This is a genomic window from Sandarakinorhabdus sp. (assembly GCF_051860625.1).
In the GTDB taxonomy this organism is placed as follows: domain Bacteria; phylum Pseudomonadota; class Alphaproteobacteria; order Sphingomonadales; family Sphingomonadaceae; genus Sandarakinorhabdus.
Window position 1 is genome coordinate 204,756 of record NZ_JBHYDQ010000001.1, and the last position, 18,612, is coordinate 223,367.

At 62.6% G+C, this 18,612-nt stretch carries 19 protein-coding genes; 10 read left to right on the forward strand and 9 right to left on the reverse strand.

What is annotated here, in order from left to right; all coding sequences use genetic code 11:
- Positions 1 to 73: 73 nt before the first annotated feature.
- Positions 74 to 1,588, reverse strand: a complete 1,515-nt coding sequence (locus ACTIEZ_RS00985) for a replicative DNA helicase (RefSeq protein WP_439544773.1) — start codon at positions 1,586 to 1,588, stop codon at positions 74 to 76.
- Between the two features lie 171 nt (positions 1,589 to 1,759).
- On the opposite strand from ACTIEZ_RS00985, the gene nusB reads away from it, so the two are divergent.
- The gene (gene nusB, locus ACTIEZ_RS00990) at positions 1,760 to 2,233 is read left to right on the forward strand and encodes a transcription antitermination factor NusB (protein ID WP_439544774.1); all 474 of its coding nucleotides are present in this window, start codon (positions 1,760 to 1,762) and stop codon (positions 2,231 to 2,233) included.
- Between the two features lie 3 nt (positions 2,234 to 2,236).
- Positions 2,237 to 3,169 (forward strand): thiamine-phosphate kinase, encoded by a 933-nt coding sequence (gene thiL, locus ACTIEZ_RS00995; protein ID WP_439544775.1) that lies wholly within the window; start codon positions 2,237 to 2,239, stop codon positions 3,167 to 3,169.
- 102 nt (positions 3,170 to 3,271) lie between these two features.
- Here thiL and ACTIEZ_RS01000 read toward each other — a convergent pair whose 3' ends face one another.
- Positions 3,272 to 4,552: an aminotransferase class V-fold PLP-dependent enzyme gene (locus ACTIEZ_RS01000; RefSeq protein WP_439544776.1), complete on the reverse strand. Its 1,281-nt coding sequence runs from the start codon at positions 4,550 to 4,552 to the stop codon at positions 3,272 to 3,274.
- 115 nt (positions 4,553 to 4,667) lie between these two features.
- Between ACTIEZ_RS01000 and ACTIEZ_RS01005 the strand changes: the two genes are divergently transcribed.
- Positions 4,668 to 6,761, forward strand: coding sequence for a sodium-translocating pyrophosphatase (locus ACTIEZ_RS01005; RefSeq protein WP_439544777.1), 2,094 nt, complete (start codon positions 4,668 to 4,670; stop codon positions 6,759 to 6,761).
- Between the two features lie 9 nt (positions 6,762 to 6,770).
- Here ACTIEZ_RS01005 and ACTIEZ_RS01010 read toward each other — a convergent pair whose 3' ends face one another.
- Entirely contained in the window at positions 6,771 to 7,718 is a 948-nt protein-coding gene (locus ACTIEZ_RS01010) for a PEPxxWA-CTERM sorting domain-containing protein (protein ID WP_439544778.1), read from the reverse strand.
- A gap of 917 nt (positions 7,719 to 8,635) precedes the next feature.
- On the opposite strand from ACTIEZ_RS01010, the gene ACTIEZ_RS01015 reads away from it, so the two are divergent.
- Together ACTIEZ_RS01015 and mcrC are read left to right on the forward strand one after the other, a co-directional pair.
- Positions 8,636 to 10,444 (forward strand): AAA family ATPase, encoded by a 1,809-nt coding sequence (locus ACTIEZ_RS01015; protein ID WP_439544779.1) that lies wholly within the window; start codon positions 8,636 to 8,638, stop codon positions 10,442 to 10,444.
- Entirely contained in the window at positions 10,444 to 11,508 is a 1,065-nt protein-coding gene (gene mcrC / locus ACTIEZ_RS01020) for a 5-methylcytosine-specific restriction endonuclease system specificity protein McrC (protein WP_439544780.1), read from the forward strand. The genes ACTIEZ_RS01015 and mcrC overlap by 1 nt, the downstream gene beginning before the upstream one ends.
- Positions 11,509 to 11,667: 159 nt before the next feature.
- On the opposite strand, the gene ACTIEZ_RS01025 is transcribed toward mcrC, so the two are convergent.
- Complete coding sequence (locus tag ACTIEZ_RS01025) at positions 11,668 to 11,925, reverse strand: hypothetical protein (protein WP_439544781.1); 258 nt, start codon at positions 11,923 to 11,925, stop codon at positions 11,668 to 11,670.
- Between the two features lie 6 nt (positions 11,926 to 11,931).
- Here ACTIEZ_RS01025 and ACTIEZ_RS01030 point away from each other — a divergent pair, with 6 nt between their 5' ends.
- Entirely contained in the window at positions 11,932 to 12,177 is a 246-nt protein-coding gene (locus ACTIEZ_RS01030) for a ribbon-helix-helix domain-containing protein (RefSeq protein ID WP_439544782.1), read from the forward strand.
- A 10-nt stretch (positions 12,178 to 12,187) separates the two neighbouring features.
- Complete coding sequence (locus ACTIEZ_RS01035; RefSeq protein WP_439544783.1) at positions 12,188 to 12,475, forward strand: type II toxin-antitoxin system RelE/ParE family toxin; 288 nt, start codon at positions 12,188 to 12,190, stop codon at positions 12,473 to 12,475.
- A 76-nt stretch (positions 12,476 to 12,551) separates the two neighbouring features.
- Here the strand turns inward: ACTIEZ_RS01035 and ACTIEZ_RS01040 are convergent, their stop codons facing one another.
- From ACTIEZ_RS01040 to ACTIEZ_RS01055, 4 genes are all read right to left on the reverse strand, one after another.
- The gene (locus ACTIEZ_RS01040; protein WP_439544784.1) at positions 12,552 to 12,740 is read right to left on the reverse strand and encodes a hypothetical protein; all 189 of its coding nucleotides are present in this window, start codon (positions 12,738 to 12,740) and stop codon (positions 12,552 to 12,554) included.
- Between the two features lie 87 nt (positions 12,741 to 12,827).
- The gene (locus tag ACTIEZ_RS01045; protein WP_439544785.1) at positions 12,828 to 14,348 is read right to left on the reverse strand and encodes a cryptochrome/photolyase family protein; all 1,521 of its coding nucleotides are present in this window, start codon (positions 14,346 to 14,348) and stop codon (positions 12,828 to 12,830) included.
- A gap of 52 nt (positions 14,349 to 14,400) precedes the next feature.
- Complete coding sequence (locus ACTIEZ_RS01050; RefSeq protein WP_439544786.1) at positions 14,401 to 15,516, reverse strand: acyl-CoA dehydrogenase family protein; 1,116 nt, start codon at positions 15,514 to 15,516, stop codon at positions 14,401 to 14,403.
- Between the two features lie 119 nt (positions 15,517 to 15,635).
- Positions 15,636 to 16,844 carry an acyl-CoA dehydrogenase family protein gene (locus tag ACTIEZ_RS01055; RefSeq protein WP_439544787.1) on the reverse strand — a complete coding sequence of 403 codons (1,209 nt, stop codon included), beginning with the start codon at positions 16,842 to 16,844 and terminating at the stop codon, positions 15,636 to 15,638.
- Between the two features lie 121 nt (positions 16,845 to 16,965).
- Between ACTIEZ_RS01055 and ACTIEZ_RS01060 the strand changes: the two genes are divergently transcribed.
- The 3 genes from ACTIEZ_RS01060 to ACTIEZ_RS01070 all read left to right on the forward strand — a co-directional run bounded on the left by ACTIEZ_RS01060 (position 16,966) and on the right by ACTIEZ_RS01070 (position 17,798).
- A complete protein-coding gene (locus ACTIEZ_RS01060) occupies positions 16,966 to 17,187 on the forward strand; it encodes a hypothetical protein (protein ID WP_439544788.1) in 222 nt (73 codons plus the stop codon).
- Positions 17,188 to 17,224: 37 nt separating this feature from the next.
- A complete protein-coding gene (locus ACTIEZ_RS01065) occupies positions 17,225 to 17,434 on the forward strand; it encodes a type II toxin-antitoxin system RelE/ParE family toxin (RefSeq protein ID WP_439544789.1) in 210 nt (69 codons plus the stop codon).
- Between the two features lie 82 nt (positions 17,435 to 17,516).
- A complete protein-coding gene (locus tag ACTIEZ_RS01070) occupies positions 17,517 to 17,798 on the forward strand; it encodes an addiction module antidote protein (RefSeq protein ID WP_439544790.1) in 282 nt (93 codons plus the stop codon).
- A 120-nt stretch (positions 17,799 to 17,918) separates the two neighbouring features.
- Here ACTIEZ_RS01070 and ACTIEZ_RS01075 read toward each other — a convergent pair whose 3' ends face one another.
- Positions 17,919 to 18,485 (reverse strand): hypothetical protein, encoded by a 567-nt coding sequence (locus ACTIEZ_RS01075; RefSeq protein WP_439544791.1) that lies wholly within the window; start codon positions 18,483 to 18,485, stop codon positions 17,919 to 17,921.
- Positions 18,486 to 18,612 lie beyond the last annotated feature (127 nt).

Consider the following 18,612-nt stretch of genomic DNA (forward strand, 5'->3'; position numbering starts at 1 on the left):
GGCCCCACCCACCGATAGTGGCGAAATGACGGGGGTTTGTCACCGGCTGCGACAGGCGTTCCCGCCGCTGCGCTCACCAGGGCTGCGGGCCATAATCGCTGTCGGCGCGGTCGGCGAATTTGGTGAACTGCTTGATGAAGGTCAGCGGCACGGTACCGGTCGCGCCGTGGCGCTGCTTGGCGACGATCACTTCGGCAAGGCCAAAGACTTTTTCGGCCTTTTCCCGCCACTTGGCGTGCTTTTCGCCATCTTCGGGATCGGGCTGTTTCAGCGAATGATAATATTCCTCGCGATAGACGAACATCACGATGTCGCTGTCCTGCTCGATGGTGCCGGATTCGCGCAGGTCCGAAAGCTGCGGCCGCTTGTCTTCGCGGTTTTCCACGGCGCGCGACAACTGCGACAACGCGAGCACCGGCACCGCCAGTTCCTTGGCCAGAGTTTTCAGCCCGCGGGTGATCTCGGAGATTTCCTGCACGCGGTTGTCGCTGCCGCCGCTGCGCGATCCGGTCAGCAGTTGCAGATAATCGACCACGATCAGCCCGATGCCATGCTGGCGTTTCAGCCGGCGGGCACGGGTGCGCAGCGCCGCGATGGTCAGGCCGGGCGTGTCGTCGATCCACAGCGGCAGCGCCGACAGCGCGGTGGAGGCGCGGGCCAGCCGGGTGAATTCCTCATCCTTGATCCGGCCCATGCGCAGCGCTTCGCTGCTCAGTTCGGATTGTTCGGCCAGGATGCGTGTCGCCAACTGGTCCGACGACATTTCCAGACTGAAGAAGGCCACCGGTGCGCCGCTGCTCTTTTCGGCCTCCACGCCGCGGGCCACATCCTCGGCAAAGCGCTGCGCACAGGCAAAGGCGATGTTGGTGGCAAGGCTGGTCTTGCCCATCGCCGGGCGGCCGGCAAGGATGATCAGATCGGATTTGTGCAGACCGCCCATTTTTTCGTTCAGCCCGGTCAAACCGGTGGTGTAGCCCGACAAATGCCCGCCCGACCGCTTGGCACGGTCGGCCATCTTCACCGCTTCCATCGCGGCTTCTCTGAAGCTCTTGACCGCGCCCTGAACTTCGCCGGCCTCGGCGACCTTGTAGAGCGCCATTTCGGCGGTCTCGATCTGCTCGATCGGCGCGATGCCGGTGCTGGTGTCGCCGGCGGCGCTCACCATGTCGCGCCCCACCCGGATCAGTTCGCGCAGCAGCGCCAGATCATAGATTTGCGTCGCGAAATCGCGGGCGGCCAACAGCGCCGCGCCGTTCTGGGTCAGCATCGCCAGATAGCCGGGGCCACCCAGTTCGATGATCGCCGGATCGGCTTCGAACAGCGGCTTCATCGTCACCGGATTGGCCGACATGCCCTTGGCCGACAGCGACAAGACCGCGGCATAGATGCGGCCATGCAGGGCATCGGCGAAATGATCGGGTTTCAGGCGGGTGACGACATCCTCCACCAAGCGGTTGTCGATCATCAGCGCGCCGAGCAGCGCGGCTTCGGCTTCGAGATTCTGCGGCAGGCCGGCCATCGGCTGATTGGGGTCGACCAGGCGCAGCGCAGGGCCGGCGGGGGGCAATAGGGGGGGAAGGGAAACCATCTGGCCATAGTCGCGCATGCCTGGCTGCGCAGCAACCCGGCCGGCCGACGGCACGGCAATTTCCCGGTGGGCAGGTCTGTGGATGAGTACGGGACAAAGTCGCGCTACCGTTGCGGTCTGGGACCACACCGCTTGCCCGCCCCCCCGGAATCGGCGTAAGCCGCGCCACCCATGATCAACAGTACCTCGCCCCCCGATTATCGTGCCCGCTCCGCGTCGCGCCTTGCCGCCGTGCAAGCGCTGTATCAGCGCGAGATGGGCGGCGATCCGGTGCCGAAACTGCTGATGGAATTCCACAGCCACCGGCTGGGCCAGGAAATCGAAGGTGCCGAATATCTGGCCGCCGACGAAGCCTTTTTCGATGATGTCGTCGCCGGTGTCGCCGCGCGGCAGGACGAGCTGGACGGCCTGATCAGCGGTGCCCTGGCGCAAGGCTGGGCGCTGGATCGGCTCGACCGGCCGATGCGGGCGCTGCTGCGGGCGGCGGTGTATGAATTGGTGGCGCGTGCCGATGTGTCGGCAGCGACGGTGATCGACGAATATGTCGATGTGTCGCACGCCTTCCACGACGCCAAGCAGGCGGGGTTCGTGAACGGACTGCTGGATGCGGTCGCCCGCAGCGTTCGCGGATCTGGCCGCGCCTGAGCGATGGCAGAGCGGGATTTCATCGCCCGCCTGCTTGCGCCGCTGGCCACCACCCCTGCAGCGCGCGGGTTGAGTGACGATGCGGCGGTGTGGATGCCGCCGATCGGCCGGCAACTGGTGTTCACCCACGACGTGCTGGCCGCAGGTATCCATTATCTGCCCGACGATCCGCCCAGCGATGTCGCCTGGAAACTGCTGGCGGTGAACCTGTCCGATCTGGCCGCGATGGCGGCGACGCCGGCCGGTGTGCTGCTGGGGCTGGGCCTGTCTGCGGCCGAGGATGAGGCGTGGCGCGCAGCCTTTGTCGCCGGGTTGGGTCGTGCACTGGCGCATTTCGGCGTGGCGCTGTGGGGCGGCGATACGGTGTCGGGGCTGGCGCAGGCGGTGCTGGGGTTGACGGCGGTCGGCTGGGTCGAGCCGGGCAAGGCGCTGGGCCGCGCCGGCGCACAGCCGGGAGATGCGCTGTACGTATCGGGCAGCATCGGCGGCGCCGGGCTGGGGCTGGCGGTGGCGCGCGGGGCGCGGCCCTTCGACAAGGCGCTGCTGGGCCGATTTCGGCGGCCGATGCCGCGCCTGGCGCTCGGCGCCGCGCTTGGCGGCGTGGCCAGCGCGGGTATGGATGTGTCGGACGGGCTGCTGATCGATGCGGAGCGGCTGGCGGCGGCGAGTGGGGTGGGCCTTGCGATTGCGTTGGATGCCGTGCCACTGGCAGTGCCGACCAGTGATCTGGCCGAGGTGCTGGCGCAGGTGACCGCTGGTGATGATTACGAACTGCTGTTCACCGCGGCGCCGGATGTTGATGTGGCTGGTCTGAATGCGGCCACGAAGACGCCGGTTACCCGCATCGGCACGGTGGTGGCGGGTTCGGGGCTGGCGCTGCGTTACGAGGGTCAGCTGGTGCCGGTGCCAACGCGGTTGGGCTGGGAGCACGGATAGACCCACCCCCAGCCCCTCCCGCAAGCGGGAGGGGAGCCGTTTGCACCTGACCGTTCTTCTCCCCTGCCGCAGCCAAGAGGGGCCGGGGGTGGGAATGCGCGATCACGCCTTCGCGATCTGCGGCACCAGGTCCTGCAACGCCGCCACCAGCCGGTCACATTCGGCCGGCGTGGAGAACAGCGCCGGCGTCACCCGCACACACGCCCCCGCTGCCAGGCCGGAGCGGTGCACGGTCATGATGTTGTAGCGGTTGAACAACGTGTCGGTGATGGCGATGTTCTCCGCCGTGCTGGTGTGTCCTGCGATCCGAAACGAGGTGATCGCGCCGAACAGCCGCGGATCATCGCCAACCATGATTTCCAACCCCGGCAGCCCGCGCAGCTGGCTGACCCAACGGTTCCGCAGATATTGCAGCCGCGCCAGTTTCATCGGGATGGGCAGTACGGCAGCCTGAAAGTCCAGCGCCGCCGGCAGGGTGAGTTGCGGGGCATAGTCCACCGTGCCCTGGTGCACCTTGGCCTGCACATTATCGGGCTTGGCCTCGCCTTCGCTGGCGGCTGGCGCGATCAGCGCCGCCATGCCCGGCCGGCACCAGTATCCGGCGATGCCCACCGGCGCGCCGGTCCATTTGTGGAAGTTCAGCACAACATAATCGGCGCCGAAATCCGGGATCACGAATGGCCGTTGCAGAAAACTCTGCGCACAATCGACCAGCACCACCGCGCCCGCCGCCTTGGCCAGCGCTGCAATCTCCGCCACCGGCACCACCAGGCCGCTGCGGTGGGTGCCGTGGGTGAGCACGACGAATTTCAGCTTCGGCGTGGTGCGAATGGCCTCGGCATAGGCGGCGATCACGTTCTCGTGGGTGGGTGCCCGCGGCAGGTCGATCTTCACCGGCGTCGCGCGCCGGCTGCGGGCCAGGCTGGCCATCGCACCTTGGGTGGTTTCATAATCATTGTCCGACCACAGGATGGCATCGCCTTCCGCCACAGCCCGGAACTGGCTGATCAGCGCCTGCAACGCTTCGGCGGCGTTGCGGCAAAATCCGATCTCGCCCGGCTGCACGCCCATCACCTGCGCCGCCCGTGCCCTGGCGGCCTGCACATCCTTCTGCATCGCCCGCCGCGCATAGATGCTGGTGTCGCGGTTCAGCCGATCAAGGGTGGCCCGGTGCACCTCGGCCACCGGCGCCGCCATATTGCCCCAGTAACCATGCTCGAGTTGCGTCACCGGCCCCATCTTGGGATAGAGCGCCGCGATGCGCGCCCAGCCGGCTTCGTCGTCGGCGGCAATGATGCCGGTGGGCAAGGCCGCTTGCGCCGAACCCGCCGCCGCAGCCCCCGCCGCCAGCAACATCGCATCGCGCCGTGAAACCGTCATCATCGAATCTCCCCCTTCGGTCTTGTCCCTGCTTGCCATCGCCAAAACCCATGTCATGCTGCGACAAAATGACCGACCCACGGCATACGCGGGCGAATACAACTGGGGAAGGACAATCATGGACTATGTGATGTTCGCCATCGCCTGCGGTCTGGCAGCGGTGGCCTATGGTGTTTTCACCTCGCGCCAGGTGCTCAGTGCCTCACCGGGCAACGCCCGCATGCAGGAAATCGCAAAGGCCATCCAGATCGGTGCCGGCGCCTACCTGACCAAGCAATATACCGCCATCGCCATCGTCGGCGTGATCGTCGCCGGGCTGGTTGCCGGGTTCCTGGGGCTGATTCCCGCCGTCGCCTTCGTGCTGGGGGCGGTGCTGTCGGGCGCCACCGGCTTCATCGGCATGAACATTTCGGTGCGCGCCAATGTGCGCACCGCAGAGGCCGCACGCCAGTCGCTGCAGGCCGGGCTGACCATGGCGTTCCGTTCGGGCGCGGTCACCGGCATGCTGGTCGCCGGCCTCGCGCTGCTCGCCATCGCCGGCTATTTCTATGCGCTGGTGTCTTCGGGCCTGGAGCCGACGAGCCGCGCGGTTGTGAATGCGCTGGTCTCGCTGTCGTTCGGTGCATCGCTGATCTCCATCTTCGCCCGGCTGGGCGGCGGCATCTTTACCAAGGCGGCCGACGTCGGTGCTGATATGGTCGGCAAGAACGAGCTGGGCTTCGACGAGGATGACGATCGCAACCCCGGCGTGATCGCTGACAATGTGGGGGACAATGTCGGCGATTGTGCCGGCATGGCCGCCGATCTGTTCGAGACGTACGTGGTCACGATCGGTGCCACCATGGTGCTGTGTGCCCTGCTGGTTGCCGGCCCTGATGCCGCCCGGTTGATGCAATTGCCGCTGCTGGCCTGCGGTGTGTGCATCATCACTTCCATCATCGGCACTTACTTTGTCCGCCTGGGTGGCGGATCGATCATGGGTGCGCTCTACAAGGGTCTGATCGTCACCGGTGTGCTGTCGGTGCCGGCCTTGTGGTTCGCCACGGCTGCCATCTTTCCGGACATGAACGCCGTGATCGGTGATGGTAGCGTGGCCGGTGAAGCCTTCACCGGCGCTTCGCTGTTCTACTGCATGCTGATCGGCCTCGTCGTCACCGCGCTGATCGTGTGGATTACCGAATATTACACCGGCACCGATTATCGCCCGGTGCAATCCATCGCCAAGGCATCCGATTCCGGCCACGGCACCAACGTCATCCAGGGCCTTGCCGTGTCGATGGAATCGACCGCGCTGCCCACGCTGGTGATCGTTGCCGGCATCATCGCCACCTACAAACTGGGCGGCCTGATCGGCATCGCCTTTGCCGCCACCGCCATGCTGGCCCTGGCCGGCATGATCGTCGCGCTGGATGCCTATGGCCCCGTTACCGACAACGCCGGCGGCATCGCCGAAATGGCCGGGCTGGATGGCGAAGTCCGCCAGCGCACCGATGCGCTGGATGCCGTGGGCAACACCACCAAGGCCGTTACCAAGGGCTATGCCATCGGATCGGCCGGCCTCGCCGCGCTGGTGCTGTTCGCCACCTATACCGAGGATCTGTCCCAGTTCTTCACCGCCGTCACGGTCGATTTCTCGCTGTCCAATCCGTACGTTGTCGTCGGTCTGCTGCTCGGTGCGCTGCTGCCCTATCTGTTCGGCGGCATGGCGATGACCGCGGTGGGCCGCACCGCCCAGGCCGTGGCGCAGGATATCCGCGCCCAGTTCCGCGAAAACCCCGGCATCGCCACCCGCGAAGTGAAGCCCGATTATGCCCGCACCGTTGGCCTGGTGACGGCCGGTGCCATCCGGGAAATGATCATCCCCTCCCTGCTGCCGGTGCTGGCCCCCGTGGTGGTCTATTTCGTCATCACCGCCGTCGCCGGCCAGGGCAACGGCTTTGCCGCGCTCGGTGCCCTTCTCATGGGCGTCATCATCTCGGGCCTGTTCGTCGCCATCTCCATGACCAGCGGCGGCGGCGCGTGGGACAATGCCAAGAAAGTCATCGAACAAGGCGCCTATGGCGGCAAAGGCTCCCCGGCGCACCAGGCGGCGGTCACGGGGGACACGGTGGGCGATCCCTACAAGGACACCGCCGGCCCGGCCGTGAACCCGATGATCAAGATCACCAACATCGTCGCGCTGCTGCTCCTCGCCGCCCTGGCCGGCGGCTGAGGCGCAGCATCACGCCAGCCTGGCCGCCTGCGCCGCCCGCCGGCGCATCGCTGCACCGACCAGCCCGAAACCGGCGATCATCATGGCCCAGCTCGCCGGTTCCGGCACACCCAAAATGTCACCCACATCGTGGGCAATGGCGCGCTGCACCTGAGCCGTGAAATGCGTGCCATCGAAACTGAAATAGCCGGTGCAATCGATGGCGCCGCCAACCACCGGCTGATCAGACCGGCAATTGGAGGTGTAATTCACGACCGCCGGAAAGCCATAGGCCGTTGGATCGTTCTGAAAGCGATCGTAAAAATCGAGATAGGAAAAGCGATACAGGCGCGCATCCAGCCCCGGCTCGATGGCATCGAGCGAGGATTGCAACAGACCCTCGATCGCCACGCCCTGTGCACCGCCCACCGGAATACCGGCCACCAATATCTTGCCGGCCCCCGCCGCACTGAGCGACAGCACGGCGTTCACCGTGTTGCCGATCAACAGATTGACGACATCGGTGGGCGACAGCCCGCCGATATCGCCCGATGCGATGCCGAACAGATCATTGCCGCCAAAATTGATGACATACAGGCCATTGCCATCCGCCGTGCCGCCGGTGCTGGCAAAATAACTGCCAAGCTGTTGCGGCAGGCCCGGCACAGGAAACCCGCCGAAATCCGGCCCGATCGCCCGCGCCCCGCCAAAGGCATAATTCTGCCCACCCAGCAACGACGCCACCGTGTTGCCGCCATTCAACCGGCGATTGAGATAATCGACATAGTTAAAACCATTGGTGAACCGCCCCTGCACATAACCCTGCGCCGGGCTGGGCGTCGTGCCGAACGTGGACACGAACACATTGCCGGCATCCACCAGCGAATCCCCAAACACATACATGTTGAGCGCCGCCGCCGGCGCCGCCGCGCCCATCAGTAGAACCGCAAGAAAAACCGCCGCAAGCGCCAGACGCATGATCATTCCCCAGTGGTTATCGTTAACCATGCAAAGCTTTCACATTCCCCGCAATGATACCACCCCCGGTATCCCCAAACGCGGCATTACGCCGCCGCCGCGCCGGTCCTGCTGCGTCACGCCGGACCCCTCACTGCGGACCCGTCACCCCGGACCTGATCCGGGGCGGGGCCCCGCTTGCTTGTCTCCCCCGATACGCGCGCCAGTTTTGTCAGCCTTGACGAATCCGGTGGCATTGGACGTTGAAAAATCACGATTTTCAAAGATTCACCCCCACCGCCGGCCCGAACCAATGCCCAGATCCACCATCATGACAGGCCCGGCCCGCGTAGGACAGAGAGCCAAGCAAGGGGGCCTCCGCCCCGGAGCAAGTCCGGGGTGACGTGGCCAGGGGCTGAGCCCCGGCAGCCACTTTCGCTGGGAACGCGCCCGGAAATCCTACAATTGTTCTTTACAAGGTTAGTAAGGTTCGGCTTTTGCAGACTTTTCGGCACATGCTGTGCCAAAACAATATGGCCGCATCGCACCGCCGCCTGCGCAGGAGCATGACATGGTTCCGGCCCTGTAGGACAGGCCTAGCCTGCCGTCCCCGTCAGTAGGGCCTGATCGCTACACCAAGATCGGCGCGTGCAGGACAGAGGACCAAGCTAGCGGCCTCCGGCGGGCAGGGGCTGAGCCCCTGCACCCACCGCCATTCATGTTCACCCCAGGCGGCAGCAATGCGCCCTAATTTCGGACATACAGCCGTCCGCTGGGGGTGGCGGAAACCGGTCATAAGGGGATGTTACCGCTTACCTTGATTTGGCAAGATCGCCGACCGAATGGGTCGGCTGCGGTCCCACTCTAGACAGTCGTGCTGTTTGGTTCCAGCTACGGCATGCATCCACCGACAGCGAATTTCAAAATGAGGTCGAAACATGGACTTACATGATCAGAAAATTGATGGAGTGCCTCAGTTTGCGAGCTATTTTTCTCCGATCATTGAGATCATGCGCGATTTAGGGGGAACGGCGCGGCCCCAGCAGGTATTTCAAGAACTGATTGAACGGTATAATATACCGCAGAAATTCCTCGCTTTGACAAATAAAAACGGAGGATCGAAATTCGAAAATCGAGTTCATTTTGCTCGCTTCTATCTTTTCAAAGCGGGTCTAATGAATGCTCCTCACCGTGGCGTCTGGGGATTGACCGAGTCCGGCTTAAATGCTCAACTAAACTCCGAAAGTGCTATAAAGATTTTTCGTTCTGCTCGCGCCAATTTTACCGGCGATGAAGATGAGCAGGTCGCACCTGCAGATGACATAGTACCGGATGGCGTGAACTACTGGTTTGTCGGTGCTGCTTGGGAAAATGTCGACCAGACAGCCCGCTTTTCAAAGGAAGGTGTTTGGATAAACGGCTATGATGAAAAGTTTACCAAAGTCGTAAAGCAAATGAGGCCAGGCGACCGGATCGCAATAAAATCAACCTTCACCCGTAAATACGATGTCCCCTTTGAAAATCATGGACGCCCAGCCAGCGTTATGCGAATCAAGTTGGTTGGAACGATCAAAGCGAACCAACAAGACGGCAAATCCATCAGCGTCGACTGGCAGGTGGAGGAACCAGCGCGCGATTGGTACTTCTACACCTACCGAACAACCGTAGTCCGCGCTCGGATCGAAGAAGATGACATGGCACGACGGCTAGTCGCTTTTACTTTTGACGGCGCACCGCAGGACTATGCTCACTTTTTGGCACACCCTTACTGGGCCGAACTGTTTGCGCCAGTAATCGATCCATTGAGCGCTATGGAGGCCGACGCAGAGGCGGAAGCCGAGAGCATATCGGTCCCTGAGACGGCAGCGTATAGTGTCGATGACATTATTGCGGAGGGGAGTTTCCTAGACAGGCAGACCCTCTCGGCTATGATCGGCCGCCTCGAATCCAAGAAGAACCTGATACTTCAGGGGCCACCCGGCACTGGCAAGACTTGGCTAGCTAAGCGCCTTGCTCGTGCCTTGATTGGGCGAAGAACGCCTTTGATGGACCAGCTGCGGTCGGTCCAGTTTCACCCATCGCTCTCATACGAGGATTTCGTTCGCGGCTACCGCCCTTCAGGGGCTGGTCTTGTGCTAACAGACGGAATATTCTTACAGGTTGTTGAAGCCGCCCGAGCACAGCCTGACTTGCCGCATGTGCTTATCATTGAAGAGATCAACCGAGGCAACCCTGCGCAAGTCTTTGGCGAGATGCTCACGTTGCTGGAGAACACCAAGCGAAGCCGCGCTGACGCAATGGAACTCGCATATCGGAAGGTTCCGGGCGAGAAAGTGCACGTACCCGACAATTTGCATATCATTGGAACGATGAACATCGCAGATCGCTCATTGGCGCTGGTTGATCTCGCCTTGCGGCGGCGATTCGCCTTTGTGACGCTGGAACCCCTCCTGAACGACGCTTGGGCGAAATGGTCGCTCGAGAAGGGACTTCCTGAAGATTTGATTATTTTGATTCGTGAAAGAATGACAGCACTAAATGAAAAGATTGCGCAGGACCGCACGATGGGACCGCAGTTCCGAGTAGGCCATTCGTATGTTACGCCTATCGATGACGATATGGTTGATCCCCGTTCATGGTTCGCGAAAGTGATAGAAACCGAAATAGGCCCCCTGTTGGAAGAATACTGGTTCGACGCACCCGATCACGCTCGAGAGGCTGTGCTAGCGCTTCGCGCGGGATTATAATGAGCGACTCGATCCCCTTGCGAAACATTTGGCTACTGTTTCTGTACGCCGCTGACTTGGTCGAATTTCGCGATAGGTTTGAAAGCGAAGTTGAGGCTGCCCGCGACTTACCTGATCTCATTGCCAATCTGCTTACGTTCGCAGTCGAGGAAAGATTCAGACGAAATCTCTCTCGCGGGTATCGTGCTCGTGCAGCCACTCTCACGCGGGTCCGCGGACGCATTAATTTACTAGAAACAAATTCGCGGCGCTTGATGGATCGAGGACAAGTCGCCTGCCGTTTCCAAGAGCATACCATGGACACTCCTCGAAACAGGCTTGTGCGGGCGGCGCTGAATCGGCTTGCGGGAACAGTGCAGGCTGATCAGCTCGCTGGTAGGTGTCGCCAACTTGCCGAAGGTTTCGCTCGGATGGGGGTTACGGGCGCGCGTCCATCCTGGGGGGACATTGCCAGCGATCAGATAGGACGGAATGAAAGTACTGACAGGTTCATGGTTGCTTTGGCGCGGATGGTCTTTGATCTCATGATCCCTACAGAGATTTCGGGACGAGTAGCAGGAACCGAGCCGGACACGCAGCAACAATTGGTACGCCGTCTGTTCGAGCGCGCCGTCGGCAATGCCCTGCGTCTTGAACTGGCGCCACAAGGCTGGCAGGTGAGTCAGGGTCGCCGGCTCGCCTGGCCTGCAATGGCGCAGACATCGGGGATTGCGGCGATTCTTCCGGGGATGCAAACCGATATCGAATTGAACCATTCGCGCGAAGGCAGGCGGATTGTAATCGACACAAAATTCACGTCGATTCTGACCGCTTCAAGCTATCGCGAAGCGATCTTGAAGAGTGGGTATCTTTATCAGATATATGCTTACCTACGCACTCAGGAAGACTCTAACGATCCGGCTAGCCTTACTGCTGACGGGATGCTCCTGCATCCTCAGACCGGTGGAGCAGTTGACGAAGCGATGGAGGTACAAGGGCATCAGATGCGCTTCAAGACGATTGACCTAACTGCGCCCCCAGCCGCTTTCGAGCATGGGCTGCGCGATATTATTGGCGGGCGCTAGGTTGGGATACATTTATGCCCCGCAGCTTAGGATTTGGGAGCGGCAGATTTTCCAACTTCAGTCCAGGACCGGCCAGTCCGCAGACGGCCCAACAGTTGCTGTAGCGAACCGTGCCAACAAATCGGGTGCAGGGTCCGCGACCCTGCCCGCCGCCCCGCATCACGTGCGGGGTGACGTGCCCCCCTTACTCTTCCTCTTCCACTCCGCCTTGTTTGGCTGCGCCGCCCTTCGGGTCAGCAGCTCGCGGGTGAGCAGGCCGATGTAGCGGCGTTGGTGGCGGCGGGCTTTGGTGGGGTTGGCGCGCCAGGATTCGCGTTTGTCGTGCACGGCGTGTTGCAGATCGTCGGCCTGGGTGATGCTTGCGGTGTCTTGGCGCGGCGGCCGGGTTGTAATACATTGTGGCATCATCTGGAGCACCCATCCATGGCACAACGTGAAGGCCTCGCCAGCGTCAATCTCGGTGCTGCCCGCGCCATTGGGCAGCGGCTGGTGGCGGAGGGGCGGTTCGAGAATTTGTCTGATGCCTGCCGGGCCGGATTGCGGCGGCTGGAGGAGGATGCGCGGGTGGTGGATCGGTTGGTGAGCCTGGGCGAAACGGGCATGGCCAGCGGGATTGATGAGGGCTTTGACATCGATGCGTTTGTGGATGCGGTGAAGGCGCCAGATTGAGCCTGGGCGCGTGAAGCTCGTCTGGTCGAACCTGGCGCGGCAAGAATTGGAGGCGCTGCGGCGCTATTCCATCGACAACTGGGGCGCGGTTGTGGCCCGTCGCTATCTTGAGGATATCCGCGATGCGGCGCGGCTGGTGGCCGGCCAGCCGGGGCGGGCACGGCCGCTGCGCGGGCCGTTTCGCATTTTCCGGGTGCGATCCCATTATCTGATTGTGCATGTGGAGGACGAGCGTCTCACTGTTGCGCGGGTGCTGCATAGCCGGATGGATATCGAGCGGCATTTGCCGTCGGAGTGAGCCGCCCCAAATCTTACGGGTGCAGGGTCTGCGACCCTGCCCGCCGCCCCGCATCAGGCGCGGGGTGACGTGCCCTTCACTCTTCCTCTTCCACCCCGCCTTGTTTCAGCAGCTCGCGCGTCAGCAGGCCGGTGTAGCGGCGTTGGCGGCGGCGGGCTTTGGTGGGGTTGGCGCGCCAGCCTTCGCGTTTGTCGTGGACGGCGTGTTGCAGATCGTCCGCTTCGGTGATGTCGGCGGCGTCGCTGGGGGAGGTGCGTTTGGGCATTTTGGTCCTCCGTGGTGGGTGGCGATGGTGGGACCCCTCCACCGCCTGCGGCGGTCCCCCTCCCCTGAAAGGGGAGGATTGTTAGGGTCAGGCCAGCGTGGCGAGGAAGGTGGCGGCTTGTTCGCGGATGCGGGTTTGTTCGTCGGGGGCGAAGCGGCGCCAGCCGTCGTACATGCGCCACAGGCGTTGGTTGTTTTTCAGCGTGTCTTCGTGGCGGGCGAGGAAATCCCAATAGAGGCTGTTGAACGGGCAGGCGTTGGGGCCGGTGCGCTGTTTCACGTCGTATTTGCAGGGTTTGCAGTGGTCGCTCATGCGGTTCACGTAGGCGCCGCCGGCCGCATAGGGCTTGGTGGCCATCAGGCCGCCGTCGGCGAACTGGCTCATGCCGATCACGTTGGGGGCTTCCACCCATTCGATGGCGTCGGCGTAGGCGGCGAGGTACCAGCGGCTGACTTCGTGCGGATCGGTGCCGACCAGCATGGCGAAATTGCCCAGGATCATCAGGCGCTGGATATGGTGGGCCATGGCGTTGCGGCGCGTGGCGTCGACCGCTTGTGATAGGCACAGCATGTCGGTGGGGGCGCCCCAGTAGAGCGCAGGCAGCGGGCGGGTGGCGCCGAGGTGGTTGCGGGCCATGTAATCCGGGCCGGCGAACCAGTAGAGGCCGCGGACATATTCGCGCCAGCCCAGGATCTGGCGGATGAAGCCTTCCACCGCGTTCAGCGGCGCGGTGCCGGCGTGGTAGGCGGCTTCGGCAGCCTGGCAGACTTCCAGCGGCAGCAAGAGCCCGGTGTTGAGCGCGGGCGAGAGCAGGCTGTGGTTGAGCACATCTTCGCCGGTGACCATCGCATCCTGATAATCGCCGAAGCCGGCCAGGCGGTGCGTGATGAAATCATCGAGAGCGGCGAGCGCCTGTTCGCGGGTGACGGCCCAGCCGAAGCCATCCAGGCTGCCGAAATGATTGCCGAAGCGGGCGGCGACCGTTTCGATCACTTCGGCGGTGATGGCATCGGGGGCGAAGCGCAGCGGCGGGCGGAATTTGTGGCCCTTGGGCACGGATTTGCGGTTTTCCTGATCATAATTCCATTGGCCGCCGAGGGGCTGATCCCCGTCCATCAGCAGGCCGGTCTGGCGGCGCATGATGCGATAAAAATCCTCCATGATCATGCGCTTGCGGCCTTTGGCCCAGGCCATGAATTGATTGATGCTGCACAGGAAGCGATCGTCGTCGAGGATCTGCACGGGGATTTGGGTGGCGTCGGCCCAGGTCTGCTGGCTTGTCTGCACGCGCCATTCGCCGGCGGCGACGGTGATGATGTTGGTGGCGCGGTGGCGGGCGGCGGCGCGGGTGACTTCGCCGCTGAAATCGCCGGTGTTTTCGGGATCGTCGATGGCGATGTAGTCAACGCGCCGGCCCGCGGCGCGCAGTTCTTCGGCGAAGTGGCGCATGGCGCTGAAGAACAGAGCGATTTTCTGGGGGTGGTGGGGGACGTAGGTGGCTTCGGTGGCCACTTCCATCATCAGGATGATGGCGTTTTCCGGGGCGACCCGCAGACTGGCGAGGCTGTGGGAGAGTTGATCGCCGAGGATGGGGATGAGGGTGGTCATGCCCCGCTCTCGCCGCCCGTGCGCCGGGCGGCAAGGCGGGGCAATGTCGCGCTCAGGCCGCCAGTGCGATGCCTTCGTAGCGCGACAGGTGGAAATCCACGCTGCCGAACTGATTTTCGATGAGCGTCGCGCGCTTGAAGAAGTGGCCGACGGCGAGTTCCTGGGTGATGCCGATGCCGCCATGCACCTGCACGGCGTTCTGGCCGACGAACTTGGCAGCCTTGCCGACCTTGGCCTTGGCCATCGAGACCGCGGCGCTGCGTTCATCGGTGTCGAGTTTCAACGTGGCCATCATCGTCATGGAGACGGCCTGTTCGACTTCCATGAACATGTCGACCAGCCGGTGCTGGATGACCTGGAAATCGCCGATGGCCTTGCCGAACTGCTTGCGCTGCTTGGCATAATCCAGCGTGGTGGCGTGGAGGACCTTCAGCACGCCGCAGGCTTCGGCGCACAGGGCGGCGGTGGCTTCGTCAACCACGGCTTCGATCAGCGGCAGCGCGTCGTCACGCAGCACATGTTCGGCGCCGACGCTGACATTTTCGAAATAGACTTCCGAAGCGCTGGTGCCGTGCACGGTGAGATAATCGCGGCGGGTGATGCCGGGCGCGTCGGCCGGGATCAGCAACAGGGCAATACCGCCGGCATCCCGCTGCGCGCCGCCGGTGCGGGCGGTGACGAGCAGGTGCGTGGCATGCGCGGCGCCTTCGACGACGGCCTTGTGGCCATTCAACTGGCCGCCCTTCAGCGTGGTGGCGAGATCGTGCAGATAGAAACGGCCCTGGGGTTCATAGGCAGCAAAGGCGATGCGGGTAGTGCCGGCGATGATGCCGGGGATCACGGCATCGGCAATGTCGCCGCCGACATGCTTCATGGCGCCGCCGCCGATGACGACGGTGGACAGATAGGGTTCCAGCACGATGGCGCGGCCCATTTCTTCCATCACCACCATGTTTTCCACCGCACCGCCGCCGAGGCCGCCGTAGGCTTCGGAGAAGGGAGCGCCGAGGATGCCGAGCTCTTCGGCGAAGGCCTGCCACACGGCCGGGTTCCAGCCCTTGCCGCCGTGCACCACCTTTTGGCGGGCGTCGAAGTTGTAGGTGTCAGCCAAATAGCGCGAGAGCGTGTCGCGCAGCATGGTCTGTTCGTCGGTGAAATTGAAATCCATGGTCCGTCCCCAAGAAACGCGTCACCCCGGCGGAAGCCGGGGCCCATCGCGTGCCCGTGTCGCATGCGATCACGGCCGGGGAGATGGGCCCCGGCGTTCGCCGGGGTGACGATCAGTGATTAAAGCCCCAGCACCATCTTTGCGATGATATTGCGCTGGATTTCGTTGGACCCGCCATAGATGCTGGTCTTGCGCATGTTGAAATACACGGGCGCGACGCGGCGGGCGCTGTCTGGGCCGACGGCGAAGCTGTTATCGCCTTCGCCCATCGAGCGGAAGTAAGGCGCGCCGTAGGAACCCGCGGCTTCGAGGGCCAGTTCGGTCAGGCGCTGCTGGATTTCGGTGCCCTTGATCTTGAGCAGCGAGGATTCCGGGCCGGGGCCCTTGCCGCTGCTTTCGCCGGCCAGCGTGCGCAGTTCGGTATATTCCAGCGCGGCCAGATCGACTTCCAGTTCGGCAACCTTGCGCTTGAAGAACGGATTGGCGAGCAGCGCTTCGGCGCCGTCTTCGGTCTTGCGCGCCACGCTCTTGATGCGCTCGACGCTGCGCTTGGACGCAGCCACGCCGGCGATGCCGGTACGTTCGTGGGCGAGCAGGAACTTGGCGCAGGTCCAGCCCTTGTTTTCGTGGAACACGCGGTTTTCCACCGGCACGATCACGTCTTCCAGCCAGACTTCGTTGACTTCATGCTCGCCGCCCAGGGTGATGATCGGGCGCACGGTGATGCCGGGCGTCTTCATGTCGATCAAAAGGAAGGAAATGCCTTCCTGCATCTTCACCGACGTGTCGGTGCGGACCAGGAAGAAGCCCCAATCGGCGTGCTGCGCCATCGTCGTCCAGGTCTTCTGGCCGTTGACGCGATAATATTCCTTGCCGTCTTCGCCGGTGAAACGCTCGGCGCGGGTGCGCAGCGAAGCAAGGTCGGAACCGGCGCCGGGTTCGCTGTAACCCTGGCACCACCAATCCTCACCGGACAGGATGCGCGGCAGGAACTTGGCCTTCTGTTCCGGCGTGCCGAAGGTGTAGATCACCGGGCCGACCATGGAGAGGCCGAACGGCATCAGGCGCACGCAATCGGCGGCGGCGGTTTCTTCGGACCAGATATAACGCTGTGTCGCGGTCCAGCCGGTGCCGCCATATTCGACCGGCCAGGCGGGCGCGACCCAACCCTTGGCGTGGAGCACCTTGTGCCAGGCCAGGAAATCTTCCTTGGCCATTTCCTCGCCTTCGTCGATCTTGTCGTGCAGATATTGCGGATAGGATTCGCGGATGAAGGTACGCACTTCGTCACGGAAGGCGGCGTCGGCGGCGCTGAAATTCAGGTCCATGTCTCACTCCCCAGCAGATAGGTTGACGTTTACGTAAACCCGAATCGAGCCTCGAGCAACCCTGCGAGTTTTGTCACAGCGTCACCTTGTGCCACCCCCTATCGGTTCCCACATTCGGATTATGTTGAACTTCCTGTCCCTGTTCGTCGGCTTCATCGCGCTGGGGCTGGCGGTGTTCGCCTTTCTGCCGTTTCTGGGCTGGGCAAACTGGGCGATCATCCCGATGGCCATGGTCGGTCTGGGGCTGGGCGCGCTGTCGGGCAGCAATGCGGGGCGCAATCTGAACCTGGTGGTGATCGCGATCGGCGCGTTCCGGCTGTTCATGGGTGGCGGGATTTTCTGACTTGAACGACCCTATGCGGTTGTGCATTATAAGTCACATGTTTGAAATCAGACTGACGGCCGCGTTTCTCGACTGGCTGACCGGCCTGAAGGATATTCAAGGGCGAGCGCGGATTGCCAAGCGGCTCGACCGGATGGCCGATGGCAATTTCGGCGATGCCAATCCGGTTGGCAGCGGTGTCAGCGAACTGCGCTTCGCCTTCGGCCCGGATACCGAGTTTATTTTGTGCAACGCGGACGGCTGGTGATCATTTTGCTCTGCGGCGGCGACAAGCAAAGCCAGCAACGCGACATCGAACGCGCCATCGCCATGGCCAGGGAGCTTTGATCATGACACTCGAAACCAAACCCTGGGATGCCGCCGAAGCGCTGAGCTCGCCAGCCGATATCGCCGCCTATCTCGATGCCTATCTGGAAGACGGCACCCCCGAAGAACTGCTGCGCGCCATCAACACAATCGCCCGCTCCCGCGGCATGGCGGAACTCGCCCGCCAGACCGGCATCAGCCGTGAGGCCCTCTACCGCGCCTTCAGCGACACCGGCAATCCCACGCTGGACACATTGCTGCGCGTGCTGAAGGCGCTGGGCGTGCGTCTGGCGGTGGCGGCGTGATTCTTGGGATTTGAGAAGAACAAGGGCCTCCGGCGGGCAGGGCCTGAGGCCCTGCACCCACTTCCGTTTTCGTGCTCACATACACCAGACTTATTGAGTAACAGAAGCCTGCCCCCAACTTTACACAATTGCACTCATCGCTTGGCTAGTTTTCTGGAGCACGTCTTCGATGTCACCACGCAGCTTAGGTAAATGAAACATATCACCAAACAACTGAACCGACTGACTTTTGGCATCGTAAACAATTGCCGTCGCACCGATGACTTCGTCTCTTTTTTGGCCGATGTCAGGATAATCGGCATGAAGGACGTGTTCGATTGAGAGGAATGGCCGTGGCGAAGTTGCCGTCCATTGGTCAAGGCGCTCATCGAGATGCTCGATGTGATTGCGGAGCGTACGGTCACTTAGCCCATGGGTCGTCGGCAACCCAGTAAGCGACCGTAAATGAGCACCCCGCGCGCTGTTTCGCGGCGGCCAGAACAAGCGAGACACGTTAGCAGCCATTTGAAGACCTAAACGGATGCGGTCGAAGATGCGGAGGTTTTCGCGGACCTCCACGCCGGGCTGCGGCCGCACCCTCACACTCGCGAGTTGATCGACTTCTTCAAGATTGTCGAGCGCCCTCCGACATTCTGTCAGTGCAAAGGAAAGCATAATGAAATCTCTGTCTAACTCCGTCATTGCCATTAGTCGTCCTTCCTGTTTTCACCAAATCTATTCCAGCAATGTCTAAAAGTTTGTTGCGCAAAGGAGCTCGCTGGTCGCCATTTTACGAACGAATGTAGCCTTTACAGCCCACATCACGTGAGTTTGG

What these genes read in the sequence shown, in the direction of transcription:
- ACTIEZ_RS00985 (WP_439544773.1), bottom strand. Translation starts at nt 1,588, where the DNA reads ATGGTTTCCCTTCCCCCCCTATTGCCCCCCGCCGGCCCTGCGCTGCGC.
- nusB (WP_439544774.1), top strand. Translation starts at nt 1,760, where the DNA reads ATGATCAACAGTACCTCGCCCCCCGATTATCGTGCCCGCTCCGCGTCG.
- thiL (WP_439544775.1), top strand. Translation starts at nt 2,237, where the DNA reads ATGGCAGAGCGGGATTTCATCGCCCGCCTGCTTGCGCCGCTGGCCACC.
- ACTIEZ_RS01000 (WP_439544776.1), bottom strand. Translation starts at nt 4,552, where the DNA reads ATGATGACGGTTTCACGGCGCGATGCGATGTTGCTGGCGGCGGGGGCT.
- ACTIEZ_RS01005 (WP_439544777.1), top strand. Translation starts at nt 4,668, where the DNA reads ATGGACTATGTGATGTTCGCCATCGCCTGCGGTCTGGCAGCGGTGGCC.
- ACTIEZ_RS01010 (WP_439544778.1), bottom strand. Translation starts at nt 7,718, where the DNA reads ATGCGTCTGGCGCTTGCGGCGGTTTTTCTTGCGGTTCTACTGATGGGC.
- ACTIEZ_RS01015 (WP_439544779.1), top strand. Translation starts at nt 8,636, where the DNA reads ATGGACTTACATGATCAGAAAATTGATGGAGTGCCTCAGTTTGCGAGC.
- mcrC (WP_439544780.1), top strand. Translation starts at nt 10,444, where the DNA reads ATGAGCGACTCGATCCCCTTGCGAAACATTTGGCTACTGTTTCTGTAC.
- ACTIEZ_RS01030 (WP_439544782.1), top strand. Translation starts at nt 11,932, where the DNA reads ATGGCACAACGTGAAGGCCTCGCCAGCGTCAATCTCGGTGCTGCCCGC.
- ACTIEZ_RS01040 (WP_439544784.1), bottom strand. Translation starts at nt 12,740, where the DNA reads ATGCCCAAACGCACCTCCCCCAGCGACGCCGCCGACATCACCGAAGCG.
- ACTIEZ_RS01045 (WP_439544785.1), bottom strand. Translation starts at nt 14,348, where the DNA reads ATGACCACCCTCATCCCCATCCTCGGCGATCAACTCTCCCACAGCCTC.
- ACTIEZ_RS01050 (WP_439544786.1), bottom strand. Translation starts at nt 15,516, where the DNA reads ATGGATTTCAATTTCACCGACGAACAGACCATGCTGCGCGACACGCTC.
- ACTIEZ_RS01055 (WP_439544787.1), bottom strand. Translation starts at nt 16,844, where the DNA reads ATGGACCTGAATTTCAGCGCCGCCGACGCCGCCTTCCGTGACGAAGTG.
- ACTIEZ_RS01060 (WP_439544788.1), top strand. Translation starts at nt 16,966, where the DNA reads ATGTTGAACTTCCTGTCCCTGTTCGTCGGCTTCATCGCGCTGGGGCTG.
- ACTIEZ_RS01065 (WP_439544789.1), top strand. Translation starts at nt 17,225, where the DNA reads ATGTTTGAAATCAGACTGACGGCCGCGTTTCTCGACTGGCTGACCGGC.
- ACTIEZ_RS01070 (WP_439544790.1), top strand. Translation starts at nt 17,517, where the DNA reads ATGACACTCGAAACCAAACCCTGGGATGCCGCCGAAGCGCTGAGCTCG.
- ACTIEZ_RS01075 (WP_439544791.1), bottom strand. Translation starts at nt 18,485, where the DNA reads ATGGCAATGACGGAGTTAGACAGAGATTTCATTATGCTTTCCTTTGCA.